16 protein-coding genes are annotated in these 16,945 nt (G+C 49.6%); 13 read left to right on the top strand and 3 right to left on the bottom strand.

The window, feature by feature from the left end; translation table 11 throughout:
• Nucleotides 1-17 precede the first annotated feature (17 nt).
• The 5 genes from AC58UX_RS20810 (at nucleotide 18) to AC58UX_RS20790 (ending at nucleotide 7,744) form a co-directional block, all read left to right on the top strand.
• Nucleotides 18-851: a DUF72 domain-containing protein gene (locus AC58UX_RS20810; RefSeq protein WP_497256593.1), complete on the top strand. Its 834-nt coding sequence runs from the start codon at nucleotides 18-20 to the stop codon at nucleotides 849-851.
• 254 nt (nucleotides 852-1,105) lie between these two features.
• Nucleotides 1,106-1,474 (top strand): Na-translocating system protein MpsC family protein, encoded by a 369-nt coding sequence (locus AC58UX_RS20805; RefSeq protein WP_497256203.1) that lies wholly within the window; start codon nucleotides 1,106-1,108, stop codon nucleotides 1,472-1,474.
• A gap of 485 nt (nucleotides 1,475-1,959) precedes the next feature.
• The gene (locus AC58UX_RS20800; protein WP_497256201.1) at nucleotides 1,960-4,317 is read left to right on the top strand and encodes an FdhF/YdeP family oxidoreductase; all 2,358 of its coding nucleotides are present in this window, start codon (nucleotides 1,960-1,962) and stop codon (nucleotides 4,315-4,317) included.
• Between the two features lie 2 nt (nucleotides 4,318-4,319).
• Entirely contained in the window at nucleotides 4,320-5,129 is an 810-nt protein-coding gene (fdhD, locus tag AC58UX_RS20795) for a formate dehydrogenase accessory sulfurtransferase FdhD (protein ID WP_497256199.1), read from the top strand.
• A 92-nt stretch (nucleotides 5,130-5,221) separates the two neighbouring features.
• The gene (locus AC58UX_RS20790) at nucleotides 5,222-7,744 is read left to right on the top strand and encodes a trypsin-like peptidase domain-containing protein (RefSeq protein ID WP_497256197.1); all 2,523 of its coding nucleotides are present in this window, start codon (nucleotides 5,222-5,224) and stop codon (nucleotides 7,742-7,744) included.
• A 53-nt stretch (nucleotides 7,745-7,797) separates the two neighbouring features.
• Here AC58UX_RS20790 and AC58UX_RS20785 read toward each other — a convergent pair whose 3' ends face one another.
• Both AC58UX_RS20785 and AC58UX_RS20780 read right to left on the bottom strand, forming a co-directional pair.
• A complete protein-coding gene (locus AC58UX_RS20785; RefSeq protein WP_497256195.1) occupies nucleotides 7,798-8,616 on the bottom strand; it encodes a (2Fe-2S)-binding protein in 819 nt (272 codons plus the stop codon).
• A 454-nt stretch (nucleotides 8,617-9,070) separates the two neighbouring features.
• Entirely contained in the window at nucleotides 9,071-9,871 is an 801-nt protein-coding gene (locus AC58UX_RS20780; RefSeq protein ID WP_497256193.1) for a pirin family protein, read from the bottom strand.
• 164 nt (nucleotides 9,872-10,035) lie between these two features.
• Between AC58UX_RS20780 and AC58UX_RS20775 the strand changes: the two genes are divergently transcribed.
• The 8 genes from AC58UX_RS20775 to AC58UX_RS20740 all read left to right on the top strand — a co-directional run bounded on the left by AC58UX_RS20775 (nucleotide 10,036) and on the right by AC58UX_RS20740 (nucleotide 16,372).
• A complete protein-coding gene (locus AC58UX_RS20775; RefSeq protein ID WP_497256191.1) occupies nucleotides 10,036-10,452 on the top strand; it encodes a BlaI/MecI/CopY family transcriptional regulator in 417 nt (138 codons plus the stop codon).
• 3 nt (nucleotides 10,453-10,455) lie between these two features.
• Nucleotides 10,456-11,295, top strand: a complete 840-nt coding sequence (locus AC58UX_RS20770) for a M56 family metallopeptidase (RefSeq protein ID WP_497256189.1) — start codon at nucleotides 10,456-10,458, stop codon at nucleotides 11,293-11,295.
• Between the two features lie 114 nt (nucleotides 11,296-11,409).
• Nucleotides 11,410-11,985 carry a DUF2231 domain-containing protein gene (locus AC58UX_RS20765; RefSeq protein WP_497256187.1) on the top strand — a complete coding sequence of 192 codons (576 nt, stop codon included), beginning with the start codon at nucleotides 11,410-11,412 and terminating at the stop codon, nucleotides 11,983-11,985.
• A 145-nt stretch (nucleotides 11,986-12,130) separates the two neighbouring features.
• Complete coding sequence (locus AC58UX_RS20760; RefSeq protein WP_497256185.1) at nucleotides 12,131-12,385, top strand: hypothetical protein; 255 nt, start codon at nucleotides 12,131-12,133, stop codon at nucleotides 12,383-12,385.
• Between the two features lie 263 nt (nucleotides 12,386-12,648).
• A complete protein-coding gene (locus AC58UX_RS20755; RefSeq protein ID WP_497256183.1) occupies nucleotides 12,649-13,350 on the top strand; it encodes a response regulator transcription factor in 702 nt (233 codons plus the stop codon).
• The gene (locus AC58UX_RS20750; protein ID WP_497256181.1) at nucleotides 13,328-15,532 is read left to right on the top strand and encodes a sensor histidine kinase; all 2,205 of its coding nucleotides are present in this window, start codon (nucleotides 13,328-13,330) and stop codon (nucleotides 15,530-15,532) included. Before AC58UX_RS20755 ends, AC58UX_RS20750 begins: the two co-directional genes overlap by 23 nt.
• Nucleotides 15,533-15,736: 204 nt before the next feature.
• Entirely contained in the window at nucleotides 15,737-16,150 is a 414-nt protein-coding gene (locus tag AC58UX_RS20745) for a RelB antitoxin-like protein (protein WP_497256179.1), read from the top strand.
• A gap of 33 nt (nucleotides 16,151-16,183) precedes the next feature.
• On the top strand, nucleotides 16,184-16,372 hold the full coding sequence (locus tag AC58UX_RS20740) for a type II toxin-antitoxin system HicA family toxin (RefSeq protein ID WP_497256177.1): 189 nt from the start codon (nucleotides 16,184-16,186) through the stop codon (nucleotides 16,370-16,372).
• An 89-nt stretch (nucleotides 16,373-16,461) separates the two neighbouring features.
• Here AC58UX_RS20740 and AC58UX_RS20735 read toward each other — a convergent pair whose 3' ends face one another.
• Complete coding sequence (locus AC58UX_RS20735) at nucleotides 16,462-16,635, bottom strand: hypothetical protein (RefSeq protein WP_497256175.1); 174 nt, start codon at nucleotides 16,633-16,635, stop codon at nucleotides 16,462-16,464.
• Nucleotides 16,636-16,945 lie beyond the last annotated feature (310 nt).

Below are 16,945 nucleotides of genomic sequence, written 5' to 3'. Positions count from 1 at the left end.
GGCACGGGGTGATCATGATGATTAACATTGGCTTAGCAGGTTGGGGTGATCATGACTTAGGCGGGAGCAAAGGGAAGCTGACGACGTACGGCGCCCATTTCCCGATTGTGGAGGTAGATACCTCCTTCTACGCGGTTCAGCCTGAACGTAATTATGCAAAATGGGTGCAAGAGACACCCGCGAATTTTGGGTTTATTATTAAGGCGTACCAAGGGATGACGGGCCATCTGCGGGGAGAAAATCCTTTTGCCGGCGGGGCTGACCAGATGTTCGAGGCCTTCTTGCAGTCGATCCGCCCTGTGCAGGAAGCGGGAAAACTGAAAGCTGTGCTGTTTCAGTATCCGCCTTGGTTTGCGTGCAACAAAGCCAATGTTGATATGATTCGGGAGGCGAAGGCGAGAATGGGCGATGTACCGCTCGCGCTGGAGTTCCGCCACCAGAGCTGGTTTACAGAGGACATGCGCGATAAGACGCTGGCCTTCATGAAGCGCGAGGGCTGGATGCATAGCATCTGCGACGAGCCGCAGGCTGGGATTGGATCTGTTCCGATCGTCCTGGAAGCCACGCATCCAGATATGACGATGGTTCGCTTCCACGGACGCAACGTCGGGGGCTGGGTGCAGTCGAACGACGCTAACTGGCGCGACGTGCGGTATCTGTACGACTACAATCCGCAGGAATTGTTGGAGTGGAAGGTGAGGTTGCTCCGGTTGCAGGAGCAGACGCGGGAGATTTATATCATTTTCAACAACAACTCAGGTGGACATGCTGCGGGAAATGCGAAAACGTTGATGAGCATGCTAGGCCTGGACTACGAGGGGCTTGCGCCGAGGCAACTGGATTTGTTTTGATGGTAGATGAGGTTTGATATAATAGGATGAATGAGCAGTCAATAGGGGAGGGTTACAGGTGGTTGGTGCAGTCATTGGAAGTATTATTGCCATTATTATAGTTATTGGGCTGACGATTTGGATCACGAAGAAGGCTTACTCTCGTAAATGGGAAGATGATGAGTAGAAGCACCATATAGTGTTGTCAGGTATGGGCTTTCTTGCTATGATGAATGTAGGACAAGTGTGAAAACGTAAACAAAGGTGGCTGGCCGATGAATCGTATGGAGGCCGAATTCAGTAACCTCGTGAAGGCGTATCGCAAGAGGCATATGGGCAAAGGGCCTGAGCGCGTTACGACGACATTTTGCAAAAGCTGGGCAATCTGTGAAATGGCAGGGAACCTTTCTCCGGTTGAGAAGTTTATGGCGAAGACGGGCGATGGCAGACAAATGCTCCGCACGGCACGCACGGAAATGGTCAAAGAGATTTACAAGGATCATCCGCCTATAGAGATGGAAACGCTGCTTGGCGCTAAGTTCATTCAACTGTTCGTCGATATCGATATTGAGCAGGATGTGGGCATGTCGGTTTTCGTTTTTGATGAGGATTTAGAAAAGAAATTCGGTACACGAATCGGATAACTAACCGCTCGTACATCCACATATACATAAGTAAGGTGCTTGGCACTTGGTAGCGAACCTGCCGGAGACTAACCACTGTGAAACAACTTGAGACTCCTCTTGTAAAGAGGGGCTTGGGTGTGTTTTGCGGTGGTTTTTTGTTTCTTGGGGGTTGGGGAGCGGGGAAGTATGCGGGCAAAGATAGAATGCGGGGAAACGGCTGGCTCGGATGTGGTCAAAGATGCAAATGTGCATCAATTTTACGCTGGATTCCTCCTTGAGTAGGCAAGGTTGCAAATAGGCAACCTTTTAGCGCGAAATAAACTGAAAAGGCTAGAAAAGGCAGAAATAGTTGCAGATTCGCACGTATTTCTCGAAAACAGGTGAATTGGCGGGTAAAAAGATGCCTTTTCGCAATTATTTGTGGTGACACGCGACGAATGGTGCGGTTGGCGAGAGAAATAGATGAAACACAACAATATAATCACGCATGGGAGGCGTTTCACTTGGGGAAAACGAAGCACACAGGGCCGATTAAGCTGCCCTCAAAACCAGATCCAAAGCTCTGGGTCAGCAAAATACCGTTCGGACTCGGCAAAGTAAAACCGAAGCATATTCGTGAGACCGCCAAAATCGCTTGGCAAAATCGAGATAATCTGCCTTATGCGGTGCGAATCCTCACACAAGGGGTGTGCGATGGCTGCGCCTTAGGAGTGTCGGGTCTCTATGATCAGACGCTGGCAGGGCCGCATATTTGCACGACACGGCTGAACGTGCTGCGGCTGAATACGATGCCAGCCATTCGCGAGGAACTGCTGCATGCGGACATCGACGAGCTAAGCCGCTTAAGCTCCACCGAGCTTCGGCAGCTCGGGCGCATTCCGTATCCGCTCATCCGCAGGAAGGGGGAGCGACGTTTCCGCCGCGCGACATGGGATGAAGCGCTGGACACGATTGCAACGAAGATGCGTGGGTTGAACCCGAAGCAGATGGCATTCTACTTGACGGCGCGGGGGATTACGAACGAGTCGTATTATGTGGCAGCGAAGGTGGCTAGATTGCTCGGGACGAACAACATCGACAACGCCTCGCGCATCTGTCACTCGCCGTCGAAGACGGCCTTGAAGCGCTCCGTAGGCGTGGGCGCTTCGACGTGTAACTACAAGGACTGGATCGGTACGGATGTCCTTGTGTTTTGGGGCAGTGTGGCCGCGAACAATCAACCGGTCTCGACGAAGTATATGTATGCGGCCAAACGCAAAGGGACGAAGATCATTGTCATTAACCCGTACTACGAGCCGTCGATGGAGCAGTACTGGATCCCTTCCATTGCCGAATCAGCTTTATTCGGCACCAAGCTGGCGGACGATGTCTACCAAGTGAACATCGGAGGGGATATTGCCTTCATGAATGGCATCATGAAGGTGTGGTTCGAGATGGAGGCGCGCGAGCCCGGCTCCGCCATTGACCATGCGTTCGTGGCTGCGCACACGAACGGCATCGAAGAGCTGCGCGCCCACGTGGCGCAGCAGGACTGGACGACGCTGGAGCAGTCGTCCGGCCTCACCCGCGAGCGCATGAGCGAGCTCGCGACAATCCTAGCCCGTGCCGCTAGCGCGGTATTCGTGTGGAGCATGGGGCTCACACAGCACCGCTTCGGCACGGACAACATCTCGCAGGTGGCGAATCTCGCCCTCCTGCGGGGCTTTCTCGGCCGCGAGCACTGCGGGCTGATGCCCATCCGCGGCCACAGCGGCGTGCAGGGCTCCGGCGAGATGGGCGCCGATCCCTTCTCCTTGCCCGGCGGCGAGATGAACAGCGCCGTCGACCGCAAGCGCATTGAGCAGCTCTGGGGCTTCGAGCTGCCGAGCTGGCAGGGTGACATCGTCGGTGTCACCCTCGAGAATGCGCTCCTGCCGGAGGAGCAGGAGCGGAAGCTCCGGTTGTTTTACACATCCGGAGGCAACTTCCTCGAGACGATGCCGGACCCGGCCTTCGTCCGTAACGCCCTAGAAGCAATGGACATCCGTGTCCACCAGGACATCATCCTCAACACCTCCACGCTGCTGGACGCGCGGGAAGCTGTGGTGGTGCTGCCCGCGATGACGCGCTACGAGCAGCCTGGAGGTGGCACATCCACCTCGACGGAGCGGATGGTGTATTTCTCGCCCGAGATCGCCGGTCCCCGCATCGGTGAAGCCCGCGCGGAGTGGGACATCTACGTCGATCTCGCCCGTCGGGTGAAACCTGAAGCCGCAGCTCAGCTGGGCTGTCAGACTGCGGAAGCGATCCGCGCGGAGATCGCGCTGGCCGCGCCGAGCTACGACGGCATCCAGCACCTGCGGGAGCGCGGCGATGTGTTTCAATCCGGTGGCGCGTGGCTGTGCGAGGACGGCATCTGTCCAACGCCGGATGGCCGCGGCCGGCTGCTGCCGATCGAGCTCCCGGAGCTGCGGAAGCCAGAGGGGCATTTTGCGGTGACGACGCGCCGCGGCAAGCAGTTCAATTCGATGATCTACAGCGACGTCGATCCGTTTAATGAAGCGGAGCGCTATGACGTGCTCATACATAAAGAGGACGCGAAAGTACTCGCCTTAAACGAAGGGGAAGCCATCGTGGTCTACAATGGTTTCGGCAGCATGCATGGCAGAGTGAAACAGGCAGATGTCAAGCAGGGCAACATCGAGGTGCATTGGCCCGAGGGCAACAGTCTAATACCCAAGGGGGTATACGAGCCGTTTGCGGGCATTCCGGAGTACAATACGGCCGTCATCGTAGAGAAGGCGGAAACCTATCACGCACACAAAGACACACGCTACGTGGAAAAACGCATTTTAGAGCTGGAAACCGAAATGGAGGGATGAGGGTGGATGACAGAGAGCCTTTATCACCATCGACCACGACGTGGTCTATTCACCGCTATAATGGTTCGGAGGTGCTGCCAGCAGAGGATACTATCGCGGTTGAAGCGCCTTTGACCATCATGCTGGACGGCGAAGAATTCGCCACACTGGTCTTCACACCGAGCGACACTGTTGACCTAGTGACGGGCTTTCTTGCCTCGGAGGGCATGATCCGATTCGTGGACCAGATTGAATCCCTCGTACTCGAGAAGGACCGCGGATTCGCCCATGTGAAGCTGCGGCAGCTCCATCAGCTAAGCCGTCAGATGGTGTCCAAGCGATTCATTGGCTCCTGCTGCGGAAAAAGCCGTCAGTTTTATTTTCATAATGATATGCGCACGGCCAAAACGGTGACAACCAAACTCCGTCTGACTATTCCCCAATGCTTTCATCTGATGAGCGAGCTTCAGGAGCAATCCGCTGAATTTCGGCTGACGGGAGGTCTGCATAATGCGGCGTTGTGTACGGCCCAAGAGCTTCTTATGACCCGATCGGACATCGGCAGGCATAATGCGCTTGATAAAATATACGGACACATTCTTCGAGGGAGAATATCGGTTCGAGATAAGGTCCTTGCTTTCAGCGGAAGAGTCTCTTCCGAGGTTGTGTTAAAGGCGGCCAAAATCGGCGTCGGGATTCTTTTATCCAAATCAGCACCAACGGATCTAGCTCTTCGTCTGGCTCAGGACCTAGGTATTACGGTCGTTGGCTTCATTCGGAGGGACCATCTGACCGTGTACACACACCCAGAACGCATTGCGGAGTGCAGATAAATTTACCTTTTTGTGGAAATATTTATTGTCTCTCTATCAGAATTGTGCTAGATTCTAGCTATTGCCAACTTTTGTTAAGAGAGGAACGAACAATGGGGAATTGGACAGCTTGGATGAAAAAAGGGAGCATACCGCTGGTCGCGGCCTTCGTACTGGTGACGAGTTTGGCACAGCCTATGTCTTCGCATGTTTACGCAGCTGAAATAAATGCAGAAATTCCGCAGGTCATTGAGAAAGCTTCACCTTCCGTAGTTGCCATTATTGGAAAGCCATCTTCAGAAATGGACAAGTCCCTAGAGAAAAATCGGTTTAATCTTGCACACGGTACAGGAGTCATTGTGTCCTCCAACGGTGTGATTGTAACGAATGCCCATGTTGTAAAAGATATGAAAAACATCGTCGTCGTAACCTCCGAGGGGACTACCTATCGCGGACATGCCTCGAATATTGATGAGGAGAGCGATCTGGCGCTAGTCAAAATCGACGCTTCCGGCTTAAAGCCCGCAACCTTTGCATCCTCTTCGGATATTAAAGTGGGGGAAACCGTAGCGGCGATTGGCACGCCGATTTCGTTCGCTTTACGTAACTCTGTGACGGTAGGTATCGTCAGCGGTCTGGATCGCTCGGTGAGCTCACAATACCAGCTGATTCAAACGGATGCGGCGATTAACCCTGGTAATAGCGGCGGCGCTTTGATAAATATGCAAGGAGAAGTAATTGGGATCAATACGATGAAATACGCCGATATTGGTGTGGAAAATCTCGGATTCGCGATCCCTGTGGATACGGTGAAGTTTGTGTTGAAGCATTTTGAACTGTATGGCAAAGTGAAACGCGCGTATACAGGGTTGGAATTGGAAGAAAGCTGGGAGGCCGTTGTTGGTCTGCCAAGCTCTACAGGGTTAAGAGTGTCGTATGTAGACGCGGATTCGCCGGCTGCTGAGGCAGGGATTGAACAAGATAACATCTTGATCTCCGTCGGCCCAAGTGCTGTCAAAACACTCGTCGATTACAACGAAGCCATTAAATCTTATTTGCCAGGACAAACGGTGGACATCAAGCTCCAGTCAGGCAGCACGACGCTGACCAAAACAGTAAAGCTAGGCGAGCTGCACAGCGCAGAAGCGACGTTAACTGAGGATACCGAGGGGAGCTCTCTGGACGCAGATAGCGGTAAAACGAAGATTGGCGACAGCCACTTTGGCTGGTCGATGAAGTATCCGGCGGGTCTTGTCAAAAGACAACAATCAGACGACGGTGATTCGGTCAGCTTCGTCGATGCGAAGGGTGAATTCGCGCTTTCCATTCGCATCGATAGTGATCAAAGCGATGAGCTGTCGCCATCTGCGCTTTTGAACAAACTAGCGGGTGATGGTGATGACAGTGATTATTCGAGTTATGGGAGTAGCGCAACGGTTTTGGAGCGTCAGTATGTGAAGCGTGCAGACAGTCCTTATGCCAAAATCGTAAGTCGCTCAGGTGAAGAGGGCTATATTCAGACAAGAGGTTACCAGCATGGCGGCCGCTTGTATACGGTGCAATTATTCGTGACCAAAGAACAATACACGAATCGCTCTAAACAAAACAGCTATAATGATCTGTTAGATAGCTTTAAGCTTGCTTTTAATACGGCAGATAATTCTTTGAAGGATATCTCCGTGTTTAATTCCGATGATGTAACGTACACCAGTGAGTACGGGTTGTCGATTGATTTGCCTGCGGATTGGGAGCAGGATCATCGGGGAAGCACCTCCTTTTACAATGAGGATTATTCGCAAACGTTCCATGTTAATGTGACCTCCGCTTCATCGGGTGATACCCTGCAGGCTTGGATAGATCGGGAGATCGATGAGTTCGAAGCGCAGTATACGTCAAACTATCGCCGTGTCGATAAGCCGGTTGAAGTATCCGTTGACGGTGTTCCCGCATGGCAGGTAGGCTTTGCGAGCTCTTTGGGGGATGAGTGGTATGCGGGTCGTTCCCTCTATTTCATCAAAGACAAATACAAATATGAAGTGCAAATGACGTATCCCCAAGACGAGCAAAGCGATGAACTGGAAAAAATCTGGGATAACGCGGTGGCTTCGATCTCTGTGGATAAAGAGACGATGGACGGCGAGCTTGGCTTCATTCAGGATCTTGATGAAATTGCCGATCGGAATCGTACCGCACTATACAAGAACGAGAAGTTCAACTATACCTTGCGCATCCCTGAAAATTGGACAACGAACCGTCCTTATGATGGCAACGATCAGGCGACGAAGACGTTTAGTTTCACAGGCGGCTACTTGCGCGTAGAAACAGATAGCAAAACAGCGTACGCCGAAGTGCTGAAAGATGCCGAAGAGGAGCAGAAGGAAAGTCATTCGAATGATAGTGACTACAAGTACACGTCTGAGGATGTTACGCTTTTCGGTGATGTGAAGGCGAAGAAATACAAGGTGAGTTACTCGAAAGAGCATATTCCGTATACGGAAACGGTGTATCTGTTTAACCGCAAACAAATCACGTACACGGTGACGCTTCGTATGAATGATGCAGTTAGCACGGATGCGAATGTGGCGCGGTTGGAGAAGGCGTTTGGTTCGTTCAGCTTTTTGAGCGGTGCAAAATAACGAAAGAAAGCCCTCGAGGGATTACCTCGGGGGCTTTGACCATTCATGCTAGCTTAACCGGCAGTCGCGGAGTTAGCATATTTCGCTTTGATTTCGTCGAACATCTCCGCACGCTGAGAGTCCTTGAGAATCGGACAAGTGAAGCACTTAGTTCCTTCTTCACGGCGGTAGTACATGCAACAGGAGGAGCGCATGAGAAGTTTTTTGCCTTCTTCATATGGGCTATCTATGTACCGCGGCTCATGGGTGAAAGGGTTCACTTTACGGCCAAAAACGTCCGCCGTCAACTGCTTCGTCAACACCTCGTAGTCGGCGAGGAACTGGTCGCGGACTTCTGGACGAGGGTCATTTTCCATCACATAATCACGCACAAATGTCATTCTCGCTGCATACTGATTCCAAATCATGGCCTGATTCACTTTAGCCTGCTCCGCGACGACCGCGACAACGGGGCTGATGAGGTTCGAGAATAGCTTGCGCGTCTCCAGCTCGATGAAAACATCCCGGTCTTCCACGGGTGCTTCCTTCCACTCGAGATTAAGGAGCTTGAAACCGATATGCGCATGGTCGTCGTGGTTCTCCACTTCAAACGCGATATTGTCCAAATTTAAAACTAACCATTGATTATATTGGGCAAGAAATAGGTGGATCGTCGCCAATAGATTGAACATCGAGATGCCCAGATAAGAGGCTGAAATATCGAGTCCCTTGCCTTTGAGCAAAGTTTGACCCTGTTGAAGCACACGGAGTATCGTAGGTCCATCTACAAGTTGTTGTCCAGGGATCTGCAGAAGCGGATGTTCCATTCCTTTAGGTGAAATATGGAAATATCGTTCGACTAGGGAGAAATCGACGTTCGTCTCGATGGGCATAGTTAGCACGCTCCAATGTATAAGAATGATAATCGTTATCAGAATGAGTTTCTTTGATCATACTGGATGCGAGACGAATGTGTCAATTTGCTTTCTTCCATAAAAGGAGGGCGGCGGCTAGGATGAGATGGAAAAAGTACATGTAATTTAAGCTGTTAATAGCGAAATGGCTGGTTAACTGGAAAAAGTCCAGTTAATTTCTCGGGTTTGGGCCCTTTCGGGGGATATGGACGGAAATAGATGTATGTTTTCCATTTATTTATGAAAATGAAGCGAAATCGCGCCAAATAGCTGGAGGAAATCCAGTTATTTGTGAGGAGTGTTAGCTAGTTGGAGATGGGAGTGGGGCTGGTGGAGATGATGTTGTGTTGAATGGATGGTGACGAGGTTGGAGTTAGTAAACACGCACAAATAGACCCCCAAATCCTTGCGGATGAGGGGGTGCTAATAAATCTTACTTCCGATACAACGCGTACCCTGGGTTCTCCGGCACGTCGATGGCAATGATCCGCAGGCCTTGCTCACTGCCCGCCAGCAGGTGTAGGGCTTCGCCTTCACCAGACGCTTGCGCTACCACAAAATCCTTGTGGGACAAGGGTTTCCGTTCTTGCTCTTGCCCTTGCTCTTGTTCGTGCCCCGCCGCAGCAACGCCGCTAAAGCCATCCCCGCGTATCACGAGGAATGCCAGCCTGCGTCCTAGCTCAAGATCGTAGCTGAACGCCGCGCCAGGCTCAACTTCCCAATCATACATCCGCACATCTGTATCCAGCTGAATGGGAGCATCCCCACTGATCACGGTTTTCACAGAAGCACCAGGATGCGCATAAACCGGAAACTGTTCATTTTCGTATTGGTTGTAAGTCGCCGGCTTTTTCACCGTCTCGCTCAAATGCGGCTCGAACCAAATCTGCATCGCCTCGCTGCCCGCTCTGCGGAATGCCTCGGAGTGGTAGACGCCCGAGCCTGCCTGAATCACTTGCGCACCGCCGTTCGTCACGGTTTCCAAGGAACCGAGGGAGTCGCGGTGCTCCACAAGCCCGTCGATCACGTACGTGACGATCTCGAACGCTTTGTGCGGGTGCATGCCGATTTCCGATACATCGGATGCTTTGCCCCATGCCCAGTAGAATAACGGGCCGACACGGTCTACGGCAGTTTTTTCGCCAGGGAAGCTGATCGCCCGTTGTTCGACGAATTTACCGCCATCAAATGCCCCTACGCCTTGTTCACTTGCCGGATATATTTGAATGCTCACAAGAACCACTCCTTAACTATATTATATTTAATTACTTACTTTATGTAAGTATTATATCGCTTTTTCCTTCACCTGTCAAAAGGTATTCTACACGACAACTGATGATTCTTGACTTCCGCGCTATGATCGCACTACAATCGATAGTGTAAGGAGTGTGGCCTAACGTGAAAATGCAAAATTTCAAATTAAAGGAAAGTGGACTTAACCGCTTTTTCGGTCCGCTAGAGTCCAAAATCATGGAAATTCTCTGGACTAGCTCCGCGGAAATGACCATTAAGGACGTCCAACAAAAGCTGGACGCAGACAAAGCGATCAATTTCAATACCGTAATGACGGTCATGAACCGTCTCGTGGACAAAAAGATTTTACAAAAGCATTCTGTCGCAAGGTCGTTTCACTACAAGCCGGTTGTGACCATCGAAGAGTTCATGGAAACACAATCCAAAGAGCTGACGTACGATCTCATTGAACAATTTGGCTCATTAGCAGTTACCCATATGGTTGATGCGCTCGATAAAGTGGATCCTGAGCTGCTTGACCAGTTGGAACAGCACATTCTACTTCTGAAAAAGGATCGATGAACGATGACAGAATCGCGATTCAAATGGCTGTACACGGCTGCACTGGTGATTGGGGGCACGATTGTATGGCAGATGGTTGCCTTCCTTCTAGGGCATATGCTCCACTTACGCCCCTCTCATAATCTATTTGATTTATGTATGATTCTTTTTCACTATTTGCATGTGCCCGGTCCTGTGCCAATGACTTTGGTGAATGGGCTCATCCTCTATACGATGGGGACGATGGTTTGGCTTGCCGTCAAGCATGGCTATGATGTTATCAAGGCGAATAAGCTCGTGAAAAAGTACCATGATGCTGCACTTTCCGCAGACAAAGCAGCGGATTTCGAACTTGCACCCCAGCAACTCCAAATCGTTCGTTATAAAGCGCCTCTTGCCATGACGATTGGGCTGTGGAGGCCGCGCATACTCGTCTCGACGGGACTGATGGTCATGCTGGAGCCGAACGAGCTGCGCGCGGTGATTGAGCATGAGAAATGCCATGTCCAGCACCGAGACCCGGCGGCGATTTTCCTGCTTGCGCTGATCTCAAAGTCGATGCGGTATATCCCTATTTTTGGGTGGATTGCCCACAAATATCCCATGATGATAGAGCTCCGCGCGGATAAGTATGCGATTGCACGGATGGAGCAAGCTGCGGACTTAGGCAGTGCGCTGCTTAAGCTGCTTAAACAAACAGGGAAGCCGCGGTTTCCGCTTTCTCATGCGTCCTTTGCAGAGACATCGATGAATGTGCGCATTCAGCATATTTTGGATCCGCAGAGGAAAGTCACTTTGCGCTGGCCGCTGCTCCGATTGGCGTTATCTGCACTTATTTTTATTCTTGTGATGGGGCTTATCTAATAAGCCCTTTTTGGCATACTCAGATAGGCTTGTCTGAAAAGAATTGACAACTCTGCCTTCCAACACTACAATTTGTAGTGTAACTATTTTCCGCAATACAAAGGAGAGAATAGCATGGACTACATACTGAAAAATTTACATTTTATTTTTACACACGTTCCGATTGCGCTATTAATTTTCAGCTTTGTTTTTGATGTGGCAGCCCTCATTCTTAAAAAGAAAGACTGGCACTCGGCCGGTATGCTCTGCCTTGTTGTTGGGGCGCTCGGCGCGATCGCCGGTGTATTGACGGGGCCGGAATCGCGGAATACGCTTGTTGGCTCCCATGAATTCTATGCGAAGCTGACGATGTTCGCGGCCATTGTACTAGCTGCTGTACGTGTCGGGCTGCTTTTGTGGAAAAAGCTCGAGCTAGGCCGCAATATTATTTTCCTCGTTGCTTCTCTCGCGGTAGTGATTTTGGTGAGCTACACAGGCCACCTTGGCGGTAAAATGGTACACCGTGACATGCAAGGTGGTCCTGGCATGATGATGCAGGGAGGCCCTGGCGGCGGTGGACCAGGCATGCAAGGCGGTCCTGGCGGCAACGGCGGCCCTCAGGGTGGCCAAGGTCAAGGACAGGGCCAACGCCCAGGTGCTCCCGGTGCAGGCGGTCAAGGCGCTCAGTCATCCAGCGCGCCAGCGAAATAACAGAAAAGGGATATCCGCGCGGATTGCAGCTGGGTATCCCTTTTTTGCTTCACATATGGGCAGTGGGAAACCCGCGCATAAAATTACCTCATATACCTCATCCTAGCAAAGGTAATACATATCCTTGTGAGGAGGTAACGACCACGTGACAAAGGTTGAATCAAGCTTACAAACGCAAAATCCGATCTCATCCGCGCAAAATTCAGTCGATAACGTTTATCAAGCCGTAAACCATGCCCTATCTCATCCTACCGCTCAGACGACGGAAGAAGCGCAAAATGCCATTGCCAAGGCAGAAAATGCCGTAGCACAGGCATCTCTTCAATCGGATAGCCCCGCTGTGCAGCAAGCCATCGATTCCTTGGACGAGGATAAGGCGCGGCTGGCGAATTTGGAATAACTCATTTTGATAATGAGGTGCATAGAGAAAGGCCGTATCCCGTAGATCACAACTACGCTGGAAACGGCTTTTTTTACATACGAAGTTGTTCAGTCGTCATGATGAAATTGGTATTTCCGTGCTAAACTAAAGAGAACAATAGCTTGTCAGATTTGTCTTCATAATTTCGTAAGAATTTCAATAGCAATTTTGTAAATAGTGTCTATTATCATTAGGCTAGTACAGCGGGGGAACAGAGAGATGAAGAAAAAGGGTGCGTGGACGTGACGAAATACCAAGTGCTTGTCGTCGATGACGATATCGACATTCAGGAAGCGATTGAGATTTATTTGAAAGGCGAAGGGATGGAAGTCAGCAAAGCGAACAACGGCTTGGAAGCGCTGCGTGTGCTGGAGGAAAAGGAGATCCATTTGATCATCCTCGACATTATGATGCCGCAGCTGGATGGGATTCAAGCGACATTTAAGATTAGAGAGAGCAGCAATGTCCCGATTCTCATGCTTTCCGCTAAAACGGAGGATACGGATAAAATTGTAGGCCTCAATGTCGGCGCTGACGATTATTTAACGAAGCCATTCAATCCGCTGGAGTTGATCGCTAGAGTGAAGTCGCAGCTAAGGCGCTACACGGCGCTAGGGCCATTTGGTACGGAAAAGGCGGCAAGCGAGGAATTAAGTGTCCGCGGCCTTGTACTCAATCAAGTCACGAAGGAAGTCACGGTTGACGGCGAGGACGTGCGTGTGACGCCGACGGAGTTTAAAATTTTAGAGCTGTTGATGGTGAACAAAGGCCGTGTTTTTTCCATCGATGAGATTTACGAAAAGGTGTGGAAAGATCCTGCCTTTAACGCCGAGAATACCGTGGCTGTGCACGTGCGCAGAATTCGCGAGAAAATCGAAATCAATCCGAAAGATCCGAAATATTTGAAGGTGGTGTGGGGTGTTGGCTATAAAATGGAGAAGTAAATCACTCTCGCTGGTGCTGCTGGTCGGTGTGTTCATCATGTGGACATTGACGCTATTCGCGGCATCGAATGTCTATAAGAACAGCGTGTACTTCGGTGAAGACGCTTATTTCAAAAGCGGGGCATTCGCCAGAGAAATCAACTCTGTCTATCAGAACATTCAGTTGTATCATCTGGAGGCTCCGCATTTTAGCGAGAAAACACCAGAAGAGCAGCTCGGCAATAATGAGTATTATAATGTAAAGCGAGAAGCGGAGCGCATTGTACAAGATCGCGTTAACAATTTGGAGCAGAAGTACAGCCCGCGAATCGATGCGGCCCGCGACCGCCAAAGCAATGAAGAAGTAGATCGACTGGAAGCAGAAAGAGATGCGAAGCTTGCAGAACTGAATAAGGAGAAGGATGCTGCTTTTGAACAAAAGCTTAAGGTGGCTATTGCAGCTAAGCAAAAGCAATTCTTAACAGCCAAGACGAATTTAGATAACCGTCTCAAATCGCTTTACTACGTCGTGAAAAACTTGAAAACCGGCGAAACCTACAGCAATATCGCGCCAGAAGCGCTGCAAAAGCTGCAGGATCAGCAAGCATTTATCTATACGCTGACATTGCCGGAATTCAATGCTTCGCACATCCTTCCGTACCAATTCAACTATGATCAGGTCAAAGCTACGTACTATATTTTAAACCCATCACAGGGTTCTGGCATTATTCAAGCAGATTATCTTTCTTATCAGTCCATGAAAAAGCAAGCGACAGCAACGGTTTATTTGTTTGAAGTTCTTTTGGCGCTTACTTTAGTGCTAACCTACTATGCACGCAAATATCGGAGAGATGACGTGTCGCTAAGCGAGATTCAAACGGCGGTAAGGCAACACTTCCCAGTCGATGTTCGTGCATGGGCAACCTTTATTGCCTCTGCTGCGCTATTGGCTATTCTCACAGAATGTGAGCTGTATTACTGGTCTCCGACGTATGTCAGCCTTTATCAAATATGTATCGTCCTCATCGCTTCGGCTTTACTTGTCATTGTGTACAGCGGTCTTCGTGGTGCTGTCACATTGCTTAGACATCCTCAAAATCTCGCCAGAGAGTGGAACAGCAGCATAACCGCTTCGTTCTGGCAAACGATAAAAGATGCGATGGAGCAAAGAGGCTTGCGCTTCAAGCTAGTAGTCTTTATGGCAATTATCGCTATCATGGGCTTCCTGCCCATCATTGTGGTTGCTTCTACTGGAGAAGAGGCGATTATCTTCTTTACGTTCGCCTGGTACATCATGTTCCTACTCGTAGTACTGCCTTATATGATGCGTAAGATCAAGCAGCTTCGTGCCATTATCAAAGGCGTGGAACAAATGTCGCAAGGCAACTTTGATGTAACCCTACCTGCCAAAGGAAAAGGGCAGCTCTCCCGCATGGCAATGAACATTAACAATATGAAGTACGGCCTGCAGCTTTCACTGGAAAAACAGCGCGTCAGCGATCGTCTCAAAACAGAGCTTATTACGAATGTTTCCCATGATTTGAAAACACCCTTAACGTCCATTATCAACTATGTGGATTTGCTCAAAAAAGAAGGCTTGTCCGCTGACCAATCCACGCACTATCTCGAGGTGCTCGATCGGAAAACGCAACGGCTCAAGGTCCTCATCGAAGATCTCTTCGAGGCATCGAAAATGGCAAGCGGAGCTACCGAGCTTTACTGGGAAAAAGTCGACGTTTCTGCCCTGCTGACACAGGCTTTGGCTGAGTTCAGCGACAAAATCGAGGCCTCTACACTGACGTTCCGAGTCAACGTGCAAAGCCCGCACATGTATGCCCTGCTAGATGGCAAAAAAACATGGCGCGTCTTCGAGAACCTCATCGGTAACGCGTTGAAATACGCACTGCCAGGAACACGTGTCTACGTCACGTTGACGGAAGATCGCGAGCGCATCACGCTCATCATTCAAAATATTTCACTCAACGAACTCAATTTCGACGTCGAGGAGCTGTTCGAACGTTTTAAACGCGGCGATCAATCCCGCGTAACAGACGGCTCCGGCCTCGGCCTCGCCATTGCTAAGAGCATCGTCGAGCTGCAAGGCGGCACCCTCACGATTAGCATTGATGGCGACCAATTCAAGGTGACTGCCGAATTTGAAAAGCGAGATGTGCTGGTTGCGCCGGATGATCTTGTTAAATAACAAAAGACTTAAAAAAAGGAGTGCATCTGACAAGGATGAGTGCTCCTTTTTCTTTTGATAGAAAATGCACAAGTAATTAATTTGAGGGTTAAACATAATCAAATGAGGAAATAGATATAATTAAAATGTACATAACGTACGAAACGTACACTATGTACATTTTAATCTTCGAATGATAAAATAAAAGGGGTGGGAGGGATGATTATGCAAACACTTTTAGCAACTCAGGTTCGAGCGAATATGGGGAGCTTTATAGATACTGTGATACGTGATAAACCCCAAGCGGTTCGTCGAAATCGTGATGTGATTATCGCGACATCTAGGGAAGATATGCGTTTTTTACTACAAATTTATGAATTTACCTTTGAATATGAAGTGGATGAAGATGGTAGATTCGCTGGCGGTATTGAAGAAGTTGATTTTATTGTCGCAGATGGTGCGTCTTTAGAAGAGTTGAAGCTTGAATTGTCACATCAATTGATTGCTTATGCAGAAGACTACTTTGCTGAATATTCTCGGTATACATCTGCCCCAAATACCAGAGTTCACGCGCCATATGTGCTCCGTGTCTTGCTTGAAGACAACGCTGAATCCGTAGCTAGGTTACTTCACGGCTAAATGCCCAGTTGGCATGATCAGGACCGTTGGTTAATGAAAAACGGATTTGTTCTTGTCAGGGATAGTGGTAGAGATAAAATCTACGAAAAGACCGAATTAGACGGAACGATCCGCAGAACGGCGGTTTCGAAGGGGACGGGCGAAATAGGGAAAGGATTGTTTGAAAGAATCGTAAAAAAACAACTAGGAATTACAAAAGAAGAATACAATCGCTTGAAATAAAAGAGACCCGTGATTAGGAACGATGCTCCCAGACACGGTCTCTCTTCTCGTTTCTAAATAAATTGGAACACTCACCGAAATATGCTTTTTTATTTCAACTCCAGCTCCAACTCCTCCAACGTATACCGGTTGTCCCACACGAAAACCATGTCATACGCGGTTGAGTCCTTCGAGACAAACCTAGCTATTGCCGCAATAACACCGCCTATGATTGCTCCGAATCCCACAATCCATCCCATCAGCTCAAACACTTGATCGACCATGTACATTCACTCCTTTAAGGCGCGATGAACTCCTAATCTATCAATATGCGCAAAGAATTTGAAACATGTGTGACATTTGAAAGCCTTCTCATGACGAGTATGGATATCGGAAATGTCGGGCTGGGAAAGTTGTGTTTTAATCTTTTTCTCCGATTGACACGCTCAGAAGAGGGATGGTAAGATCACCCTGTAAGGATCGAATAGACAGCTTTTGGAAAAGTTAACTGGCACCTAACGTGCCTAACTCATTACATGCAAAAGGGGGGTTCACTATGGATTTTATGGTTTTTGTAGGTAACGCACATGATAA

The sequence above is a fragment of the Paenibacillus sp. J22P90 genome (genome assembly GCF_059692195.1).
This window is presented reverse-complemented; position numbering and strand designations above follow the sequence as displayed.

What these genes read in the sequence shown, in the direction of transcription:
- AC58UX_RS20785 (WP_497256195.1), bottom strand. Translation starts at nt 8,616, where the DNA reads ATGCCCATCGAGACGAACGTCGATTTCTCCCTAGTCGAACGATATTTC.
- AC58UX_RS20735 (WP_497256175.1), bottom strand. Translation starts at nt 16,635, where the DNA reads ATGGTCGATCAAGTGTTTGAGCTGATGGGATGGATTGTGGGATTCGGA.
- AC58UX_RS20765 (WP_497256187.1), top strand. Translation starts at nt 11,410, where the DNA reads ATGGACTACATACTGAAAAATTTACATTTTATTTTTACACACGTTCCG.
- AC58UX_RS20770 (WP_497256189.1), top strand. Translation starts at nt 10,456, where the DNA reads ATGACAGAATCGCGATTCAAATGGCTGTACACGGCTGCACTGGTGATT.
- AC58UX_RS20740 (WP_497256177.1), top strand. Translation starts at nt 16,184, where the DNA reads ATGAAAAACGGATTTGTTCTTGTCAGGGATAGTGGTAGAGATAAAATC.
- AC58UX_RS20745 (WP_497256179.1), top strand. Translation starts at nt 15,737, where the DNA reads ATGCAAACACTTTTAGCAACTCAGGTTCGAGCGAATATGGGGAGCTTT.
- AC58UX_RS20790 (WP_497256197.1), top strand. Translation starts at nt 5,222, where the DNA reads ATGGGGAATTGGACAGCTTGGATGAAAAAAGGGAGCATACCGCTGGTC.
- AC58UX_RS20805 (WP_497256203.1), top strand. Translation starts at nt 1,106, where the DNA reads ATGAATCGTATGGAGGCCGAATTCAGTAACCTCGTGAAGGCGTATCGC.
- AC58UX_RS20810 (WP_497256593.1), top strand. Translation starts at nt 18, where the DNA reads ATGATTAACATTGGCTTAGCAGGTTGGGGTGATCATGACTTAGGCGGG.